The following is a 16,618-nucleotide window of genomic DNA, read 5'->3' as shown; positions in this document are numbered from 1 at the left end:
CGATTTTCTTGCAGGCAAGACATGTCTCGCCCCACGCTAACGGTTAAGGACAGCGAAAAAAACCGTCCAATCGTAAAGTTTTATAGAGTTTATTAGAGTAACCCTGGCAGCAACCGTGCAGCGCCGCCACCTTTCCCCCTAAACATGCCGATAAAAATTGCGTGTAATTCCGATTTTTCGCAGAACGGTTAAGCCAGTCACAAATTTCCGCTAACCTGAATCCAGTCAGCCTGAGGAGAACAGCGATGGACTTAGCCATTTTCGATCTGGACGAAACCCTGATTTGTGAAGACAGCACCAGCCTGTGGCTGCGCTGGTTGGTTTCACAGGGATTTGCCCCCGAAGAGATCATTCATCAGGAAAAAATCCTGATGGAGAAATATCACACCGGCACGTTATCAATTGAAGAGTATATGAACACCACGCTGGCACCATTAGCGGGCATGGCCACCATGACCGTTGAAGGCTGGGTGCGCCGCTTTATCCATCGCGACATCATGCCCCGCGTTTACCCCGCCGCCCGCGAGCGCATTGAGTGGCATCAGCAGCGCGGCGACACGGTAATGATCATCACCGCCAGCGGCGATCACCTGGCCGTTCCCATCGCCGATCGTCTTGGTGTACACGGTGCGCTGGCGATTGGTGTAGAAGTGGTGGATGAACGCTACAGCGGACACACTTACGGCACCATGACCTATCGCGAAGGCAAAGTGACGCGCCTGAGTGACTGGAAAGCGTTACAGCAGGATCAACACTTTGAACGCACCTGGGCTTACAGTGATTCGATGAATGATTTACCGCTGCTGACGCATGCCGATCATGCGTGGGTCGTAAATCCTAATCCGCTGCTGCTGCAGGAAGCGCAACAGCGCGGATGGGAAGTGTGTAACTGGGTGCGATAACTATCCTTGCGGGGTGCTGGCGTCCGTCAGCCCCACTTTCAGTAACTTGCCGTTAGCAGCATCGGTCAGCACATAAAGATAACCATCCGGCCCCTGCCGCACATCACGAATGCGCTCGCCACGGTCACCGAGTAATCTCTGCTCTTCAACCACTTTTTCGCCGTTGATCTGTAAACGTATCAGGCTCTTTTCCTTCAGCGCGCCGATAAACAGTGAGTTTTTCCACTGCGGGAAACGTGCGCTGTTGTAAAACGCCATGCCGCTGATGGCCGGTGAGACTTTCCAGTAATGCAGCGGTTGCTCTGTTCCCTCGACCTCACTGCCCTTTGCTTCCGGAACTTTCTGGCCGCTGTAGTCAATGCCGTGCGTCGCCAGCGGCCAACCGTAATTTTTGCCCTTCTCTGGGATATTTACCTCATCGCCGCCGCGTGGACCGTGTTCACTTTCCCACATTTGCTGCGTCCACGGATTGAGCGCCAGCCCTTGCGGATTGCGCATGCCGTAGGACCAAATTTCAGCGCGCGCGCCCTGACGATCGACAAACGGATTGTCCGGCGGGATTTCACCGTCTTTGGTCAGACGCACGATTTTGCCGGAGAGCTTATCCAACTGTTGCGCGCTGCTGCTGGCAAAGTTGTCACCAAAGGCGATATAGAGAAAGCCCTGACGATCAAAAGCCAGGCGCGTGCCGATATTGGCGCCACCCGATAGCTTTGGCGTTTGCTCCAGCACGACCTTGAAATCATTGAGCTGGCGGTTGTCATCGCTGAGACGACCAAAACCCACCACGCCACCGGCGCGACCGCTCTCATCTGCGGTGGTGTAGCTGAGCCACACGCGGCGACTTTGGGTGAAGTCCGGCGCCAGCACCACATCCAGCAAGCCACCTTGACGATTCGCCCATACCTTTGGCACACCGCCGATCGGCTGCGACAAGCCTCGGCCTGGCTGCCAGCTGCGAAGTTGGCCGGATCGTTCAGTAATTAATAGCGTTTGATTGTCGGGCAGAAAGGCCACCGACCACGGATGATCGAGCTTGTCTTGCAAAACCTGCACCTGCACATCGGCAGCGAGCAGCGGGGAGGAACAGCTTAAGGCGCCAAACAGAAGCGCGGCGGGCAGTAATCGCATGGCATTCTCCTTTATCACGGTCTGCCGTTAAGGGTAGTCAGCGCGTAACAAAGGATGGGACGGATTTACAAAACATTAAGCCCGGCGCAAGGCCGGGCTCGACGTTACGGTGTGGAAAACGCCACTACATCGCGCACCATCTCATCAATCGCCGGACGGAGATCGTTGAGTGTGATTGGCGTGCTGCTGTTCGGCAACGGCTTGCCGAAGGCTTTACGCACCACTTTGATCAGCGGCTTACCGGTTTGTCCATCAACCGCTTCCACTTCCAGGAACAGTGCACTCTCTTGTGTGCGATGTCCGGTGGCCGCCATGGTACTCGCCACTACCGCCGCGACCGGCACCACCTCATAGAATTGCATGCCCTTGTTTTCAGCCGACACCGCAGTGATAGCCGTTTTCACCACCAGCGTTTGTGGACCTTTTTGTGTTACCAGCGGTTTGCGCTCAGAGATTGCACGTTTCAGCTGGCTATCGGTATAGCTCCGCACCTCGTCCAGCGTTTGCTGGCTGACACGTGCATTGGGATGTGGCACCGGATAATAGACCACTGGCGTATAGACCACGCCGCGATAATCCGCATCGCGATAATCGGGAGATACCCAACGTAGCGTTGGTTTGCCGCTCGGTGATTTTTCCGGTTGCAACTGACTGTAATCGCCGAGAAAGCCCGAATATTGTTGTTTGTCAGCGACATGAGAAGTACAGCCCGCCGCCAGCAATGCCAGCGTTAACACAGGAACAAAAAGGGGAAATCGCATGAGAAAGCCCTTATCAGAGGTAATTGCTTCTCAAGTGTAGAGGTTGGTTTTCAGCGCGGTGGGAAATATTCATGAAATGCGAAGAGAAACCACCTGCTTTGCAGGTGGTTAGCGGGAATTACTCGAAGCAGGTTTCTGGATTTTCCGACAATGAAATGAAGGATTCACCGCCTTTGGTCAGCGCGATAATCCCGCCGCTCTCAATATCATAAACCCACCCGTGCAGGCGAACTTTGCCTTTACGCAGCGCCACCGCCACGGAAGGGTGTGTTTTGATATTGTGCAGCTGCGCAATCACGTTCTCTTTCACCATCTCATTGAGACGTTTCTCCACGCTATCGTAGTTGCGCTCTTCCACCACCGCTTTAGCCGCGTTAGCGTAGTGCAACCAGTGATCGACCGCTGGCATGGTTTCCAGATCGGCATTAGAAGCAATCGCGTTCATGGCTCCGCAGTTGGAGTGACCACAAATAATAATTTCGGTCACACCCAGCGCTACGACCGCGTACTCAATGGTTGCTGACACACCACCTGGCTCGGGTCCAAACGGCGGCACAATGTTACCGGCGTTACGGATCACGAACAGCTGGCCAGGCTCTGACTGCGTCACCAGCTCTGGCACCAGACGGCTGTCTGAGCAGGAGATAAACAGGGCTTTGGGATTTTGGTTGGATGCCAAACTTTTGAAAAGATCCTTCCTTTCAGGGAACACATTCTGTTGAAAATTCAGAAAACCTTTGACGATCTCTTGCATATGTCTGCTCTCACATTATCCACTTCTGCCCTGGCAGTGAGGATTCACCATCAGTGCGATTTGAAATTTTCAGTGAAGATAACAACTTACCTTCACCGACCCAACATTTAAGCAAAAGGCGCCCGCTTACACAACTCGGATGACCCTCTGCAGCCGGGCGCGTAGAGGGTGCGCCACAACGAATTAAACGCACCGCCAAATGAGTTAAGCATAATCACAACATATTGGTTACCCCTTAAGGAGATTCTTACACAGCCTATACATTTTCCTCTGCAACCTCTGTACAATCGCCCCCCTATCCACACTAAATATGATGAATTTTTATCCTTATGAGCCATGTCAAAAATCCACCACGCGTGGGGTTCGTCTCCCTCGGCTGTCCGAAAAACCTCGTCGACTCTGAACGCATCCTGACGGAACTGCGGACTGAAGGCTATGACGTGGTGCCACGCTACGATGATGCAGAGATCGTCATCGTTAACACTTGTGGATTTATTGATAGCGCCGTACAGGAATCTCTGGAAGCGATTGGTGAAGCACTTAACGAAAACGGCAAAGTGATCGTCACCGGCTGTCTGGGCGCCAAAGTGGATCAAATCCGCGAAGTGCATCCTAAGGTGCTGGAGATCACCGGCCCGCACAGCTACGAACAGGTTCTGTCGCATGTGCACACCTATGTGCCAAAGCCGGAGCACAACCCGTTCCTCAGCCTGGTGCCGGAGCAAGGTGTCAAACTGACACCGCGCCATTACGCGTATCTGAAAATTTCCGAAGGCTGTAACCATCGCTGTACCTTCTGCATCATTCCCTCCATGCGTGGCGATCTTGATAGCCGTCCCATCGGCTCGGTGCTCGACGAAGCCAAACGTCTGGTCGAGGCGGGCGTGAAAGAGCTGCTGGTGATCTCACAAGACACCTCCGCTTACGGCGTGGATGTAAAACATCGCACCGGTTTCTGGAACGGATCGCCGGTGAAAACCAGCATGGTGAGCCTGTGCGAGCAGTTAGCCAAACTCGGCGTGTGGGTGCGTCTGCACTACGTTTATCCTTATCCACATGTGGATGACGTCATCCCGCTGATGGCCGAAGGCAAGATTCTGCCGTACCTCGATATTCCGCTGCAGCACGCCAGTCCGCGTATCCTGAAGCTGATGAAGCGTCCTGGCGCGGTAGAGCGTACGCTGGAGCGCATTAAGCGCTGGCGTGAAATCTGCCCGGAGCTGACGCTGCGTTCAACCTTCATCGTTGGTTTCCCTGGAGAAACCGAAGAAGATTTCCAGATGCTGCTCGACTTCCTGCAGGAAGCGCGCCTCGATCGCGTTGGCTGCTTCCAGTACAGCCCGGTGGAGGGTGCGACCGCGAACCAGCTACCGGATCAGGTACCGGACGAGATAAAGCAGGATCGTTTCGATCGCTTCATGCAGCTGCAGCAGAAGATCTCCAGCGAACGTCTGCAGGAGAAAATCGGCCGCGAAGTGCTGGTGCTGATTGATGAAGTGGACGAGGAAGGCGCGGTGGGCCGCAGCATGGCTGATGCCCCGGAAATCGATGGCGCGGTCTATCTGAACGGCGATCGTCAGGTAAAAGTCGGCGACGTGGTACGCGTTAAAGTCGAACACGCCGACGAATACGATCTCTGGGGCACGCGCGTTTAACCATACTTCTGCTGGTGCGCACGCTTGCGCGCCAGATAGTCAGTATCCGCGCGCAGTTTATCCCAGCACGCTTTGAAAACGGCCGCCGCAGCGGCCTTTTCTTTTTCTGTGGTGCGCGGCAGTTCGTTGCCCGCCTCGTCATATTTGCGCCCGCCCTGATGATTGCTGTAACGGCGCGCCCGCGTATAACCCATCTGAATATATTTGCGCGCCATGTCCATGCCGACAAAATCGTCCTGCGCGCGATACGCCTCAAATAGCTGCATGATCTGCTGGGAAGATTGTTTTGCCAGTTCCACGGTGCGAAAACGCCAGTGCGGAAGAATCTCACTTTTGTAAGGTTCGACCATCAGCACGCCCTGCTCGCCGCGTCCCACCTGATAAAGATCGGGCTGCTGGCGAAAGTCGATGTGCTTGAAATCTTGCTCATAATTAAACGCTTTCATCTGTTTTTTCCTGCCTCTCATCATCCCGTGACGTAATTATTTCCTGCTGGCACTTAAGCGGTGTGCTTTTACACCGATAACCTAACTATTAGCCTACTTCCTCAGAGACGCACCTATGTTTAAACGAATGAAAATTGTGACGGCCATCATGATGATATTGGTGGTTTTCACCGCAATGCAGGCGATTTCCGGCTCGCTGTTTTTATCCTCACTGATTAACGGTCAGCATAATTTCACCACCAGCAATCAGCTGTCACATCAGCAGCGCGAGCTGGCCGACGGCTGGCAAACGTTGGTAAAAACCCGCGTGATCATCAACCGCGTTGCCATTCGTATCCTGAAAAAACAGACGGATGAAGCGTCAGTCGCCGCCATCAACAAGCTGCTAATCAGCGCCGGTGCGTCACTGGATGAGGCAAAGCAACATTATGAACGCTACAAAAACATGCCGCGCATGGCCGGACAAAGCGCGGATTCAGCCAGTGTAGTCGACGCTAAGTTTGCTGCCTTCGCTGAATTGCTAAAACAGTCGGCGGCGTTCCTGCAAGCCAATGATTATGCCGCCTATGGCAATCTTGATGCTCAGCAGGCGCAGGACGATCTGGAAGCCGCTTACAAGCAGTGGCGCGAACAGAACGTGCAACTGCTGGCCGAGCGCAATGCGGAATATGACAATACCTATCAGTACATGTTGGTGTTAGTCACCGTAATGGCGGTGGTGGTGGTGCTGTTGCTGATTGCCGTGTGGATGCTGGTGCGTCGCATTCTGCTGGCGCCAATGAAGCAGGTACAGCAGCAGATGGAGCGCTTCGCCGACGGCGATCTCTCTGCCCGTTTGCAGGTGGAAGGCCGCAGTGAAATGGCATCGATTGCTGCCAGCCTCAACCATATGCAGCAGTCGCTGCTAAGCACCATCAACAATGTGCGTGATAGCGCGGATGCGATTTTTGGCAGCGCCAGCGAGATTGCCACCGGCAATAACGATCTCTCCTCACGCACCGAGCAACAAGCGGCGTCACTGGAAGAGACCGCCGCGAGCATGGAACAGTTAACCGCCACGGTGAAACAGAACGCCGATAATGCGCGTCAGGCCACGCAGCTGGCGAAAACCGCCTCGGAAACCGCTGATAAAGGGGGCAACGTGGTGGATGGCGTGGTGAAAACCATGCGCGATATCGCTGACAGTTCGAAGAAAATCGCTGACATCACCAGCGTGATTGATGGCATCGCCTTCCAGACCAATATCCTCGCGCTCAACGCGGCGGTAGAAGCGGCGCGTGCCGGTGAACAGGGCCGCGGCTTTGCCGTGGTGGCAGGTGAAGTGCGTAATCTGGCGCAGCGTAGCGCGCAGGCCGCCAAAGAGATCAAACTGCTGATTGAGAATTCAGTCCAGCGAGTGAACACCGGTTCGCAACAGGTGAGCAGTGCCGGTGAAACCATGCAGGAGATCGTTAGCGCTGTCACCCGCGTCACCGACATCATGGGCGAGATTGCGTCGGCATCTGATGAGCAGAGTCGCGGCATCGACCAGATTGGTCAGGCGGTGAACGAGATGGATCGGGTGACGCAGCAGAACGCCACGCTGGTGCAGGAATCGGCGAACGCGTCGGCCTCGCTGGAGCAGCAGGCCAGCAGCCTCTCATCGGCTGTCGCACGCTTCAAAACCGGCACGCGCCAGGCGATCGTGCCGGTAGCGAAAGTAAGTAAACCGGCGGCCGCGCCAACCCGCGTGCAGCCTGCCACCGCGCACAGTAATGACAACTGGGAAACGTTTTGAGGCTATAAATCGGTGTGCCGTTCGCACCGGTCGCTATCAATGAGCGGCCGGAGGTGTGCGGTGACTGAAACGGTCGCTATCAATGAGCGGCCGGAGGTGTGCGGTGATTGAAACGGTCGCCATGAATGGCGACCCTACGGTTTTGTAGGGTGCGCATTTATGCGCACCGGGTTTCCCATCAGGTCTTCAATTTCGGATCAAGCGCATCGCGCAGGCCATCGCCGAGCAGGTTGAACGCCAGCACGGTAAGGAAAATCGCCAGGCTTGGGAAGATCGCCACGTGCGGCGCAATCACCATATCGGCGCGCGCTTCATTGAGCATCGCGCCCCATTCCGGCGTGGGCGGTTGCGCACCCAACCCCAGAAATGACAAGCTCGCAGCGGTAATAATCGAAGTCCCGATTCGCATGGTGAAATAGACCACAATCGACGACACCGTACCGGGCAGGATGTGACGCATAATAATGGTCCAGTCCGAGGCGCCAATACTGCGTGCCGACTCAATATAGGTTTGATGTTTCAGCACCAGCGTGTTGCCGCGCACCAAACGGGCAAATGCCGGAATGCTGAAGATCGCCACCGCGACAATCACGTTGCTCATGCCGCTGCCCATGATCGCCACCACCGCAATCGCCAGCAGAATGCCGGGAAAGGCGAACAGCACATCGCAAATACGCATGGTGATGCGATCCCACCATCCTTCGTAATAGCCGGCCAGCAGGCCTAAAACGGTGCCGATCAGCGCGCCAATCGCCACCGAGAAGAAACCGGCAATCAGCGAGATGCGCGTTCCCACCAGCACGCGGCTGAAGATATCGCGCCCCAGCGAATCGACGCCAAACCAGTGCAGCAGCGACGGGCCTTCATTCAGCCGGTCGTAATCGAAATAGTTCTCTGCATCAAACGGCGCAATCAGCGGTGCGATAAAGGCCACCACAATCAGCAGCAGCACAAACAGTCCAGCCAGCAGCGCCACATGTTGACGACGAAAGCGTCGCCAGAATTCGCGCCACGGCGTGCGTACCCGGTTTTCCGTGATAGTCGGCAGAGTGGTTAATGCCGCGGCGCGTCGCCAGTTCTTCAATTGCGACTCCTTACTTGTAGCGAATTGCCGGGTTGATTGCCGCGTACAGCACATCGACAATCAGGTTAATCAGGATGAACTCCAGCGAAAACAGCAACACTTCGGCCTGAATCACCGGGTAATCGCGCATCTCAACCGAATCCACCAGCAAACGGCCTAAGCCTGGCCAGTTGAACACCACTTCCACCACAATCGAGCCGCCGAGCAGGAAACCAAACTGCAGGCCCATCATGGTCACCACGGGGATCATCGCGTTGCGCAGGCCGTGTTTCACCACCACCAGCGATTCGCGTACCCCTTTGGCGCGTGCGGTGCGCATGTAATCTTCCTGCATCACTTCCACGAATGATGCGCGGGTGAAACGCGCCATCACCGCCGCCACCGCGGCTCCCAAGGTGAGCGATGGCAAAATGTAGTGTTTCCAGCTATCCGCGCCGACGGTCGGCAACCAACCCAGTTCGACCGAAAACACCTGCATCAGCAACATGCCAAGCGCAAAGGCCGGGAACGAAATACCTGACACCGCCAGCGTCATGCCAATGCGATCCGGCCAGCGATTACGCCACACCGCTGAGGTAATGCCAATGGTCATGCCGAAAATCACCGCCCACACCATGCTGCTGAGCGTCAGCCACAGCGTGGGGAAAAAACGCGCGGCAATTTCGTCAATGACCGGTCGCTTCGAGACCAGCGAATGGCCGAAATCGCCCTGCACCGCATTGAGCATAAAGTGCCAGAATTGCTTGATGAGCGGCTGATCGAGGCCGAGATCCTGACGCACCAGCGCCACCACCGAAGCATCCGCTTCCGGGCCAGCAATCAGGCGCGCCGGATCGCCCGGTAGCAGGTGGACAAACAGGAACACCAGCACCGCCACAATCAGCAGCGTGGGAATCAGTCCCAATAATCGTTTGAGAAAATAGTTGAGCATGCAAAATCCTGGGCAGCATCGGCCAGCCCCGCAAGGCTGGCCGCGCCTGTTACTTCAGATCGGCCTCATCAAAATTGAATGAGGTATCGGGCATGACATAAAAACCACTGAGGTTTTTATTGTTGGCTGACAGCAGTTGCTCGACCACCAGCGGGATCCACGGATGGTCGTTCCAGATGCGATCCTGTGCGTCTTTATACAGCTTGGCTTTCTGATCGCGATCGGTGGTTTTCAACGCATCGGCGAGATCTTTATCCACCTGCGGATTGCTGTAAAACGCGGTGTTGAAGATGGCTGGCGGCCATGATGTGGTGGCGAACAGCGGCGTCAGCGCCCAATCGGCTTCACCGGTTGAAGCGGACCAGCCGGTGTAGAACATGCGCACACCGCTCTCTTTCTGCCCTTTGCTCTCCACTTCAGCGGCACGCTGACCGGCATCCATCGCCGTCACTTTCACCTTCACGCCCACCTGCGCCAGCTGCTGCTGGGTGAACTGCAGCACTTTCTGCGCGGTACTGTGGTTATGTGATGACCACAGCGTGGTTTCAAAACCGTTCGGGAAGCCCGCCTCTTTCAGCAGTTCGCGCGCTTTAGCCGGATCGTATTTGATCGCCGGATAGCTCTGCGCAAAGTCGATGCTCGGCGGCACGATGCCGGTAGCTGGCGTGGCGTAACCGGCAAAGGCGACTTTCGCCAGCGCCTGACGGTTGATCGCGTACTCCAGCGCTTCACGCACTTTCGGGTTATCAAACGGCTTTTGCGTGACGTTAAGGCTGATGTAGCGCTGCATGATCGACGGCGTAGTGACCACATCAAGCTTACTGTTGCCTTCCAGCAGTTTGGCCTGCTCGAACGGCACCGGGAAAGCAAAGCTCGCTTCACCGGTTTGCAGCATTGCCGCGCGGGTGTTGTTATCCACCACCGGACGCCAGGTAATGCTATCCAGCTTCGGATAGCCTTTTTTCCAGTAGCCATCCCACTTCTTCACTTTCACGAAGTCGGTCTGGTTCCAGGTATCAAAGGCAAACGGGCCGGTTCCCACCGGATGAAAGCCAATATCCTTGCCATATTTCTTCAGCGCGGTCGGTGAAATCATCACCGCCGCAGGGTGCGCGAGGTTGTTGATGAAGGCCGAGAACGGTTGCTTGAGGGTGATTTTCACCGTGCTCGGATCGACCACTTCGGTGGTCGCGATATATTTAAACAGGTTATAGCGCTTGAGATGGTTATCCGGATTGCTGGCGCGATCGAGGTTAACTTTCACCGCTTCGGCATTGAAATCGGTGCCATCCTGGAATTTCACGCCGGAACGCAGCTTGATGGTGTACGTCAGACCATCGCTGCTCGCCTGATAGCTTTCCGCCAGCACATTGGTCAGCTTCATGTCTTTATCGAAGCCGAACAAGCCCTGATAGAAAGACTTCGCCACCGCTTGCGACAGCGTATCGTTAGCATCGTAAGGATCGAGTGTGGTAAAGGTCGAGGCCACCGCAATCACCGCATCTTTCGCCGCCCACGCGGGCAGCGCCAGCGCCGAACTCAACAAACCGGCAGTGATAACCCCTTTTCGCATAATATGGTGCATCGTTATCGTTCTCCTGTAATCCCTGTCATGCGCGACATCCTAAGATGTGCGGTTGTTTGCTGCTCAGGCGCCGCTAATCGCGTGCCGGGCGACAAAATGGCCCGGTGCCACTTCCAGTAAAGGCGCCACTTCCGGCTCATCGCCCAGCGGGCGAATCGGGCTGGGGATCTCATCCACCATCAGCGCCCGCTCACGATGCCGATGGGCCGGATCGGCCACCGGCACCGCGGCCATCAGTTTTTTGGTGTAAGGATGGCGCGGCTGTTCAAACACCGCCTGACGCGGCCCCATCTCCACAATCTGTCCGAGATACATCACCGCCACGCGATGACTGATGCGTTCCACCACCGCCATATCGTGCGAGATAAATAAGAAAGCGATACCAAACTCACGCTGCAAATCGAGCATAAGATTAATGATCTGCGCCTGAATCGACACGTCCAGCGCCGACACCGACTCATCAGCGATCACCACCTTCGGGTTAAGCGCCAGCGCGCGCGCAATGCAGATGCGCTGACGCTGACCGCCAGAAAATTCGTGCGGATAACGCTGCGCATGTTCCGGCAGCAGGCCGACGCGTTCCAGCAGCCAGGCGACGCGTTTTTCTGCCTGACGCCGGTCCAGAGTTTTATGCACCAGCAGCGGTTCCATAATCGAGAAACCCACCGTTAAACGCGGATCGAGCGAGGCGTAAGGATCCTGAAAGATAAACTGGATATCGCGGCGCAGCGATGCCAGCGCATTGCCCTGCAGCGCATCGATACGCTGGCCGTCAAAGGTGATGGTGCCGCCCTGGCTGGCCACCAGCCGTAGCAGTGAACGTCCGGTGGTGGATTTTCCGCAGCCGGATTCCCCCACCAGCGCCAGCGTTTCACCGGCATAAAGATCGAAACTGACCTTCTCCACTGCGTGTACGCGTCGCTTGACGCGATTGAGCAAACCACTGCGAATATCGAAACGCGTGACTAAATCGCGCACCTGCAAAATCGGCGGGCGATCGTGGCGAACCGTGTCCTGCGGTTGCGCCTGTTCCTCACGTCCGTTGACATGTAATAAGGGAAATTTAGCCGGTAGCGGCTGGCCGTGCATCGCGCCGAGCTTGGGCACCGCCGCCAGTAACGCTTGGGTATAGGGCTGTTGCGGTTCGGCAAACAGCTGCTGCACCGGCGCGCGCTCCACCACATCGCCGCGATACATCACCTGCACGCGATCGGCCATCTCTGCCACCACGCCCATATCGTGGGTGATAAAAATCACCCCCATCTGCATCTCTTTTTGCAGCACGCGGATCAGTTGCAGTATTTGCGCCTGAATGGTGACGTCGAGTGCGGTGGTGGGTTCATCAGCAATCAGCAGCGCCGGTTTGCACGACAGCGCCATCGCAATCATTACGCGCTGGCGCATGCCGCCAGAAAGCTGATGGGGATAGCGCGACAACACATTTTGCGCTTCGGGAATGCGCACCAGATCGAGCATGCGCCGCGCTTCCGCCAGCGCCTGCTGGTGACTTTTCCCCTGATGCAAACGGATGGATTCCGCAATCTGCTCGCCGACGGTGAACACCGGATTGAGCGAGGTCATCGGCTCCTGAAAGATCATCGCCATATCGGCGCCGCGTACTTTGCGAATTTGTCCGTTGGAGGCACGCATCACATCCAGCACCTCGCCATTGCGGCGACGCAGCTGGATTTCTCCGCTCACCTCGCCGCCGGCCTGCTGAATCAAGCGCATCAGCGCCAGCGAGGTGACGGATTTACCCGAGCCCGATTCGCCCACCAGCGCCAGGGTTTCACCACGATGCAGGTCGAGCGACAGGTTACGCACCGCTTCGGTAATACGCCCTTCATGCTCAAAGCGCACGTTAAGATCGCGCACCGCCAGAACCTGCTCCGGCGCAAACTGCAGCTGTTGGTCCGTCATGCCTGCTCCTTAGCTGTCGCGGTAAATCGCTACCTCAACATCGCCATCCACGTAAGCGAATCCGCGATACATACCTTCGCTGTTAAACGGCAGCGCCACATTGCCCGCGGCATCAATCGCAATCAGCCCGCCGCTGCCTTCCAGCTCCTGCACTTTGTCGTGGATGACGTTGGCAGTGGCCTGTTGCAGCGAACGTCCAGCGTAATGCATCTGCGCGGCGACGTCATAGGCCGCTAAAGTGCGGATAAACACTTCGCCGGTGCCGGTGCAGGAGACCGCAACACTGTCGTTGCTGGCGTAGCAGCCCGCGCCGACCAGCGGCGAATCGCCCACGCGACCGGCCTGTTTGTTGGTCATGCCGCCGGTTGAGGTGGCGGCGGCCAGATTACCCTGAAGATCGAGCGCGACTGCACCGACGGTGCCGAATTTGCGATCGGGGTCCAGCGGATCGTCGCTGTGGCTGTTTGCTTCCCCGTCGTGATCAAGCACCATCTGCTGACTGTGCAGCGCGCGCTGTAACTGTTCCCAACGCTCCGGCGTGGAAAAATAATCGGCGCTGACCGGCGCTAAGCCTTGCGCCGCGGCAAAGGCTTCTGCGCCCGCGCCGATAAACAGCACGTGCGGGCTATTTTCCAGCACTTTGCGCGCCGCCAGAATCGGATTGCGGATGTGGCTGACGCCCGCCACCGCGCCCACGTCCAGCGTGCGCCCATCCATAATGCTGGCATCAAGTTCATGCGTGCCCTGATGGGTGAACACCGCGCCCTTGCCCGCGTTAAACAGCGGACACTCTTCCAGCAGGCGCACGGCTTCGGTAACGGCATCTAAAGCGCTGCCACCCGCAGCAAGAATCTGCTGGCCTGCGGTAACGATTGCGGTGAGTTGCTGACGATAGTGCTGCTCTTTTTCGGCGCTCATTGCCGCACGCGTAATCGCGCCCGCACCGCCGTGAATAGCGATAACTGCTTTAGCCATAACCGTACCCTGTTAAGAAATCAGAACCAAAAACACTGATTTAGAATGGTTTTCATCTTTTTTTGGCGATTTTCGACTATAGGAAGGCACTCCCATCTTGTAAAGCATAAACTGCCTGCGCGGTCATAACCTTTTATTGTGGATTATGCTTTTTTCGCTCAACACCTCAGGGCGCACATTCCGTAGCGGCGCGATTTATCGCGTAATAAATTGCGCCGCTATGGAATGTGTAATGATTGCGTAAAACGCGCTCTCGCTTAACGTCCACGCATTACCCATAATAGACCGCATCTGAAATTAACCAGGCTGAGATAGACATGGAACCTTTTACCGCAGGATTAATCTCCCTCGAAGACGCGCAGCAAAAGATGCTGCAACAGCTCACGCCAATTAGCGATTCGCTGAACGTTTCGCTGTTTGAAGCCGCCGGACGCATCACCGCAAAAGCCATTAACTCGCCGCTCGATGTGCCGTCATTTGATAACTCCGCGATGGACGGTTACGCCGTGCGCCTCGCCGATATCGCCCCCGATCGCGTGTTGCCGGTAACCGGTAAAGCATTTGCCGGTGCGCCGTTTAACGGTGCATGGCCAGCAGGCAGCGTGATTCGCATCATGACCGGCGCGCCGATTCCCGCGGGTTGTGATGCCGTGGTCATGCAGGAGCAAACCGAGCAGCGCGACGATGGCATTGTGATAACCGCACCGGTGCAGGCCGCGCAGAACATCCGTCGCATCGGCGAAGATATTCAGGCGGGCAAGCAGGTGCTGGACGCCGGTGTGCGCCTCGGTGCCGCCGAACTGCCGCTGCTGGCGTCGCTGGGAATTGCTGAAGTGAGCGTGCTGCGCAAACTGCGCGTGGCCATCTTCTCTACCGGTGATGAACTGCAGGCGGTCGGTCAACCGCTGGCGGCAGGCCAGATTTACGATACCAACCGTTTTACCGTGGCGTTAATGCTTAATAAGCTGGGTTGTGAAGTGATCGATCTCGGCGTGGTTGCCGACGACCAGGCAGCGCTGCGTACTGCCTTTACCGAAGCCGATCGCCAGGCCGATGTGGTGATCAGCACCGGCGGCGTGTCGGTTGGCGAGGCTGATTTTACCCGGGCAATGCTGGAAGAGTTGGGTGCTATCACCTTCTGGAAACTGGCAATTAAGCCGGGCAAACCGTTTGCCTTTGGTCGGCTGGCCAACAGCTGGTTCTGCGGGTTGCCAGGCAATCCGGTGTCTGCAGCGGTGACCTTCTACCAACTGGTGCAGCCGCTGCTGGCGACGCTGACCGGCCAGACCACGCGCATTATGCCGCTGCGCCAACGCGCGCGCGCCACACAGCGTTTGAAGAAATCGCCGGGACGTCTCGACTTCCAGCGTGCCATTCTCAGCCGCGGTGATGATGGGGTGCTGGAAGTGCGCAGCACCGGCGCGCAAGGTTCGCATGTGTTCAGCTCGTTTGCGCTGGCCAACTGTTTTGTGGTGCTCGAGCGCGATCGCGGTGATGTGGAACCGGGTGAATGGGTGGAGATCGAAGCCTTTAACAGTCTACTGGAGGGCTAATGAGCGTTGAGTTGAGCGATGAAGAGATGCTGCGCTATAACCGCCAAATCGTACTGCGCGGTTTTGATTTTGATGGCCAGGAGACGCTGAAGGCAGCACGCGTGTTGGTGATCGGCCTCGGCGGTCTCGGTTGTGCGGCAACACCCTATCTGGCATCGGCGGGTGTGGGACATCTCACGTTGCTCGATTTCGATACCGTTAGCCTCAGCAATCTGCAGCGCCAGATCCTGCACAGCGATGCGAAAATTGGCGTAGCGAAAGTCACCTCGGCGCAGCAACAGCTGGCGGCGATCAATCCGCATTGCCAACTGGAGCCGATTGATGCGCAGTTGGATGATGCGCAGCTCGGCGCGTTAATTGCGCGGCACGCTGCGGTGGTGGATTGCACCGATAACGTCGACACCCGCGAGCAGATCAATCGCCTCTGTTTCCAGCATAAGGTGCCGCTGATTTCCGGCGCAGCGATTCGCATGGAAGGCCAGCTCAGCGTATTTACCTGGCAGCCCGGCGAACCGTGCTATCGCTGCATCAGCCGTTTGTTTGGCGATCAGGTGTTAAGCTGCGTGGAAGCCGGCGTGATGGCGCCACTGGTTGGCGTGATCGGCGCAATGCAGGCGATGGAAACCCTAAAAGTGCTGACAGATTTCGGTCAACCCGCGCGCGCGCGCCTACTGATGTACGACGCGATGAGTGCGGAGTTCCGCAGCATGAAGGTGGCGCAGGATGCGCATTGTGAGGTATGCGGGAAATAAGGTCGCCATAAATGACGCCCCTACAGGCGTTACAGCGATGATGAGTCAGTCATGGGCATTATTACTGCAGCGTGGGTGTTGAGGCGACATCCCAACCCGCTGAGCGAGTGAGGGATTCCAGGGCGAGCCGCAGGGATGCGGCGAGAGGCGGCGCTGAGCAGGAGCGAATCGCCGTCGGTCCGTCAGGAATCGTGAGTGAGTGAAGGAACCGCGTAGCGGCGGGCTGGGCTGGCGCAGGGCCGGGGAGTGCAGAGGGCGCGGCCTGGTGCCCTCTGCTCGGTCGCCGCACGGCAGTAATGAAACTGCTCCAGTCTGTGGCGAACGAAAGTGGCTCATTGCTTAACTGATCGGCATTAGGCCATGAATGGCGACCTTACAATCCCGTAGGGTGC

General features: G+C 56.8%; 14 protein-coding genes. 5 read left to right on the top strand and 9 right to left on the bottom strand.

Going from position 1 to position 16,618, the window contains the following annotated elements; translation table 11 throughout:
* Positions 1–245: 245 nt before the first annotated feature.
* On the top strand, positions 246–902 hold the full coding sequence (locus tag ACRQ84_RS02390; protein ID WP_064740708.1) for an HAD family hydrolase: 657 nt from the start codon (positions 246–248) through the stop codon (positions 900–902).
* Here the strand turns inward: ACRQ84_RS02390 and ACRQ84_RS02385 are convergent, their stop codons facing one another.
* From ACRQ84_RS02385 to ACRQ84_RS02375, 3 genes are all read right to left on the bottom strand, one after another.
* Positions 903–2,033, bottom strand: a complete 1,131-nt coding sequence (locus ACRQ84_RS02385; RefSeq protein ID WP_483817091.1) for a PQQ-dependent sugar dehydrogenase — start codon at positions 2,031–2,033, stop codon at positions 903–905.
* Positions 2,034–2,137: 104 nt separating this feature from the next.
* Positions 2,138–2,794 (bottom strand): DUF3313 domain-containing protein, encoded by a 657-nt coding sequence (locus ACRQ84_RS02380; RefSeq protein ID WP_064740706.1) that lies wholly within the window; start codon positions 2,792–2,794, stop codon positions 2,138–2,140.
* A gap of 118 nt (positions 2,795–2,912) precedes the next feature.
* Complete coding sequence (locus ACRQ84_RS02375; protein ID WP_007887698.1) at positions 2,913–3,548, bottom strand: carbonic anhydrase; 636 nt, start codon at positions 3,546–3,548, stop codon at positions 2,913–2,915.
* A gap of 329 nt (positions 3,549–3,877) precedes the next feature.
* Here ACRQ84_RS02375 and rimO point away from each other — a divergent pair, with 329 nt between their 5' ends.
* Positions 3,878–5,203, top strand: a complete 1,326-nt coding sequence (gene rimO, locus ACRQ84_RS02370; protein ID WP_064740705.1) for a 30S ribosomal protein S12 methylthiotransferase RimO — start codon at positions 3,878–3,880, stop codon at positions 5,201–5,203.
* Here rimO and ACRQ84_RS02365 read toward each other — a convergent pair.
* Positions 5,200–5,649, bottom strand: a complete 450-nt coding sequence (locus ACRQ84_RS02365; RefSeq protein WP_483817090.1) for a DUF4385 domain-containing protein — start codon at positions 5,647–5,649, stop codon at positions 5,200–5,202. The genes rimO and ACRQ84_RS02365 overlap by 4 nt on opposite strands.
* Positions 5,650–5,764: 115 nt before the next feature.
* On the opposite strand from ACRQ84_RS02365, the gene ACRQ84_RS02360 reads away from it, so the two are divergent.
* Entirely contained in the window at positions 5,765–7,426 is a 1,662-nt protein-coding gene (locus ACRQ84_RS02360) for a methyl-accepting chemotaxis protein (RefSeq protein WP_483817089.1), read from the top strand.
* 178 nt (positions 7,427–7,604) lie between these two features.
* Here ACRQ84_RS02360 and gsiD read toward each other — a convergent pair whose 3' ends face one another.
* From gsiD to ACRQ84_RS02335, 5 genes are all read right to left on the bottom strand, one after another.
* Positions 7,605–8,510 (bottom strand): glutathione ABC transporter permease GsiD, encoded by a 906-nt coding sequence (gene gsiD / locus ACRQ84_RS02355; RefSeq protein ID WP_064740702.1) that lies wholly within the window; start codon positions 8,508–8,510, stop codon positions 7,605–7,607.
* A gap of 10 nt (positions 8,511–8,520) precedes the next feature.
* The gene (gene gsiC, locus ACRQ84_RS02350) at positions 8,521–9,441 is read right to left on the bottom strand and encodes a glutathione ABC transporter permease GsiC (RefSeq protein ID WP_483817088.1); all 921 of its coding nucleotides are present in this window, start codon (positions 9,439–9,441) and stop codon (positions 8,521–8,523) included.
* A 49-nt stretch (positions 9,442–9,490) separates the two neighbouring features.
* Positions 9,491–11,026, bottom strand: a complete 1,536-nt coding sequence (gene gsiB / locus ACRQ84_RS02345) for a glutathione ABC transporter substrate-binding protein GsiB (RefSeq protein ID WP_061717205.1) — start codon at positions 11,024–11,026, stop codon at positions 9,491–9,493.
* A gap of 63 nt (positions 11,027–11,089) precedes the next feature.
* Positions 11,090–12,946 (bottom strand): glutathione ABC transporter ATP-binding protein GsiA, encoded by a 1,857-nt coding sequence (gene gsiA, locus ACRQ84_RS02340; protein WP_483817087.1) that lies wholly within the window; start codon positions 12,944–12,946, stop codon positions 11,090–11,092.
* Positions 12,947–12,955: 9 nt separating this feature from the next.
* A complete protein-coding gene (locus ACRQ84_RS02335; protein ID WP_483817086.1) occupies positions 12,956–13,921 on the bottom strand; it encodes an isoaspartyl peptidase/L-asparaginase family protein in 966 nt (321 codons plus the stop codon).
* Between the two features lie 317 nt (positions 13,922–14,238).
* Here ACRQ84_RS02335 and moeA point away from each other — a divergent pair, with 317 nt between their 5' ends.
* On the top strand, positions 14,239–15,474 hold the full coding sequence (gene moeA / locus ACRQ84_RS02330) for a molybdopterin molybdotransferase MoeA (RefSeq protein ID WP_483817085.1): 1,236 nt from the start codon (positions 14,239–14,241) through the stop codon (positions 15,472–15,474).
* Entirely contained in the window at positions 15,474–16,226 is a 753-nt protein-coding gene (moeB, locus tag ACRQ84_RS02325) for a molybdopterin-synthase adenylyltransferase MoeB (RefSeq protein WP_064740697.1), read from the top strand. Before moeA ends, moeB begins: the two co-directional genes overlap by 1 nt.
* Positions 16,227–16,618 lie beyond the last annotated feature (392 nt).

The organism is Pantoea sp. E2023-21, assembly GCF_051302795.1.
GTDB classification, from domain to species: domain Bacteria; phylum Pseudomonadota; class Gammaproteobacteria; order Enterobacterales; family Enterobacteriaceae; genus Pantoea; species Pantoea ludwigii_A.
This window is presented reverse-complemented; position numbering and strand designations above follow the sequence as displayed.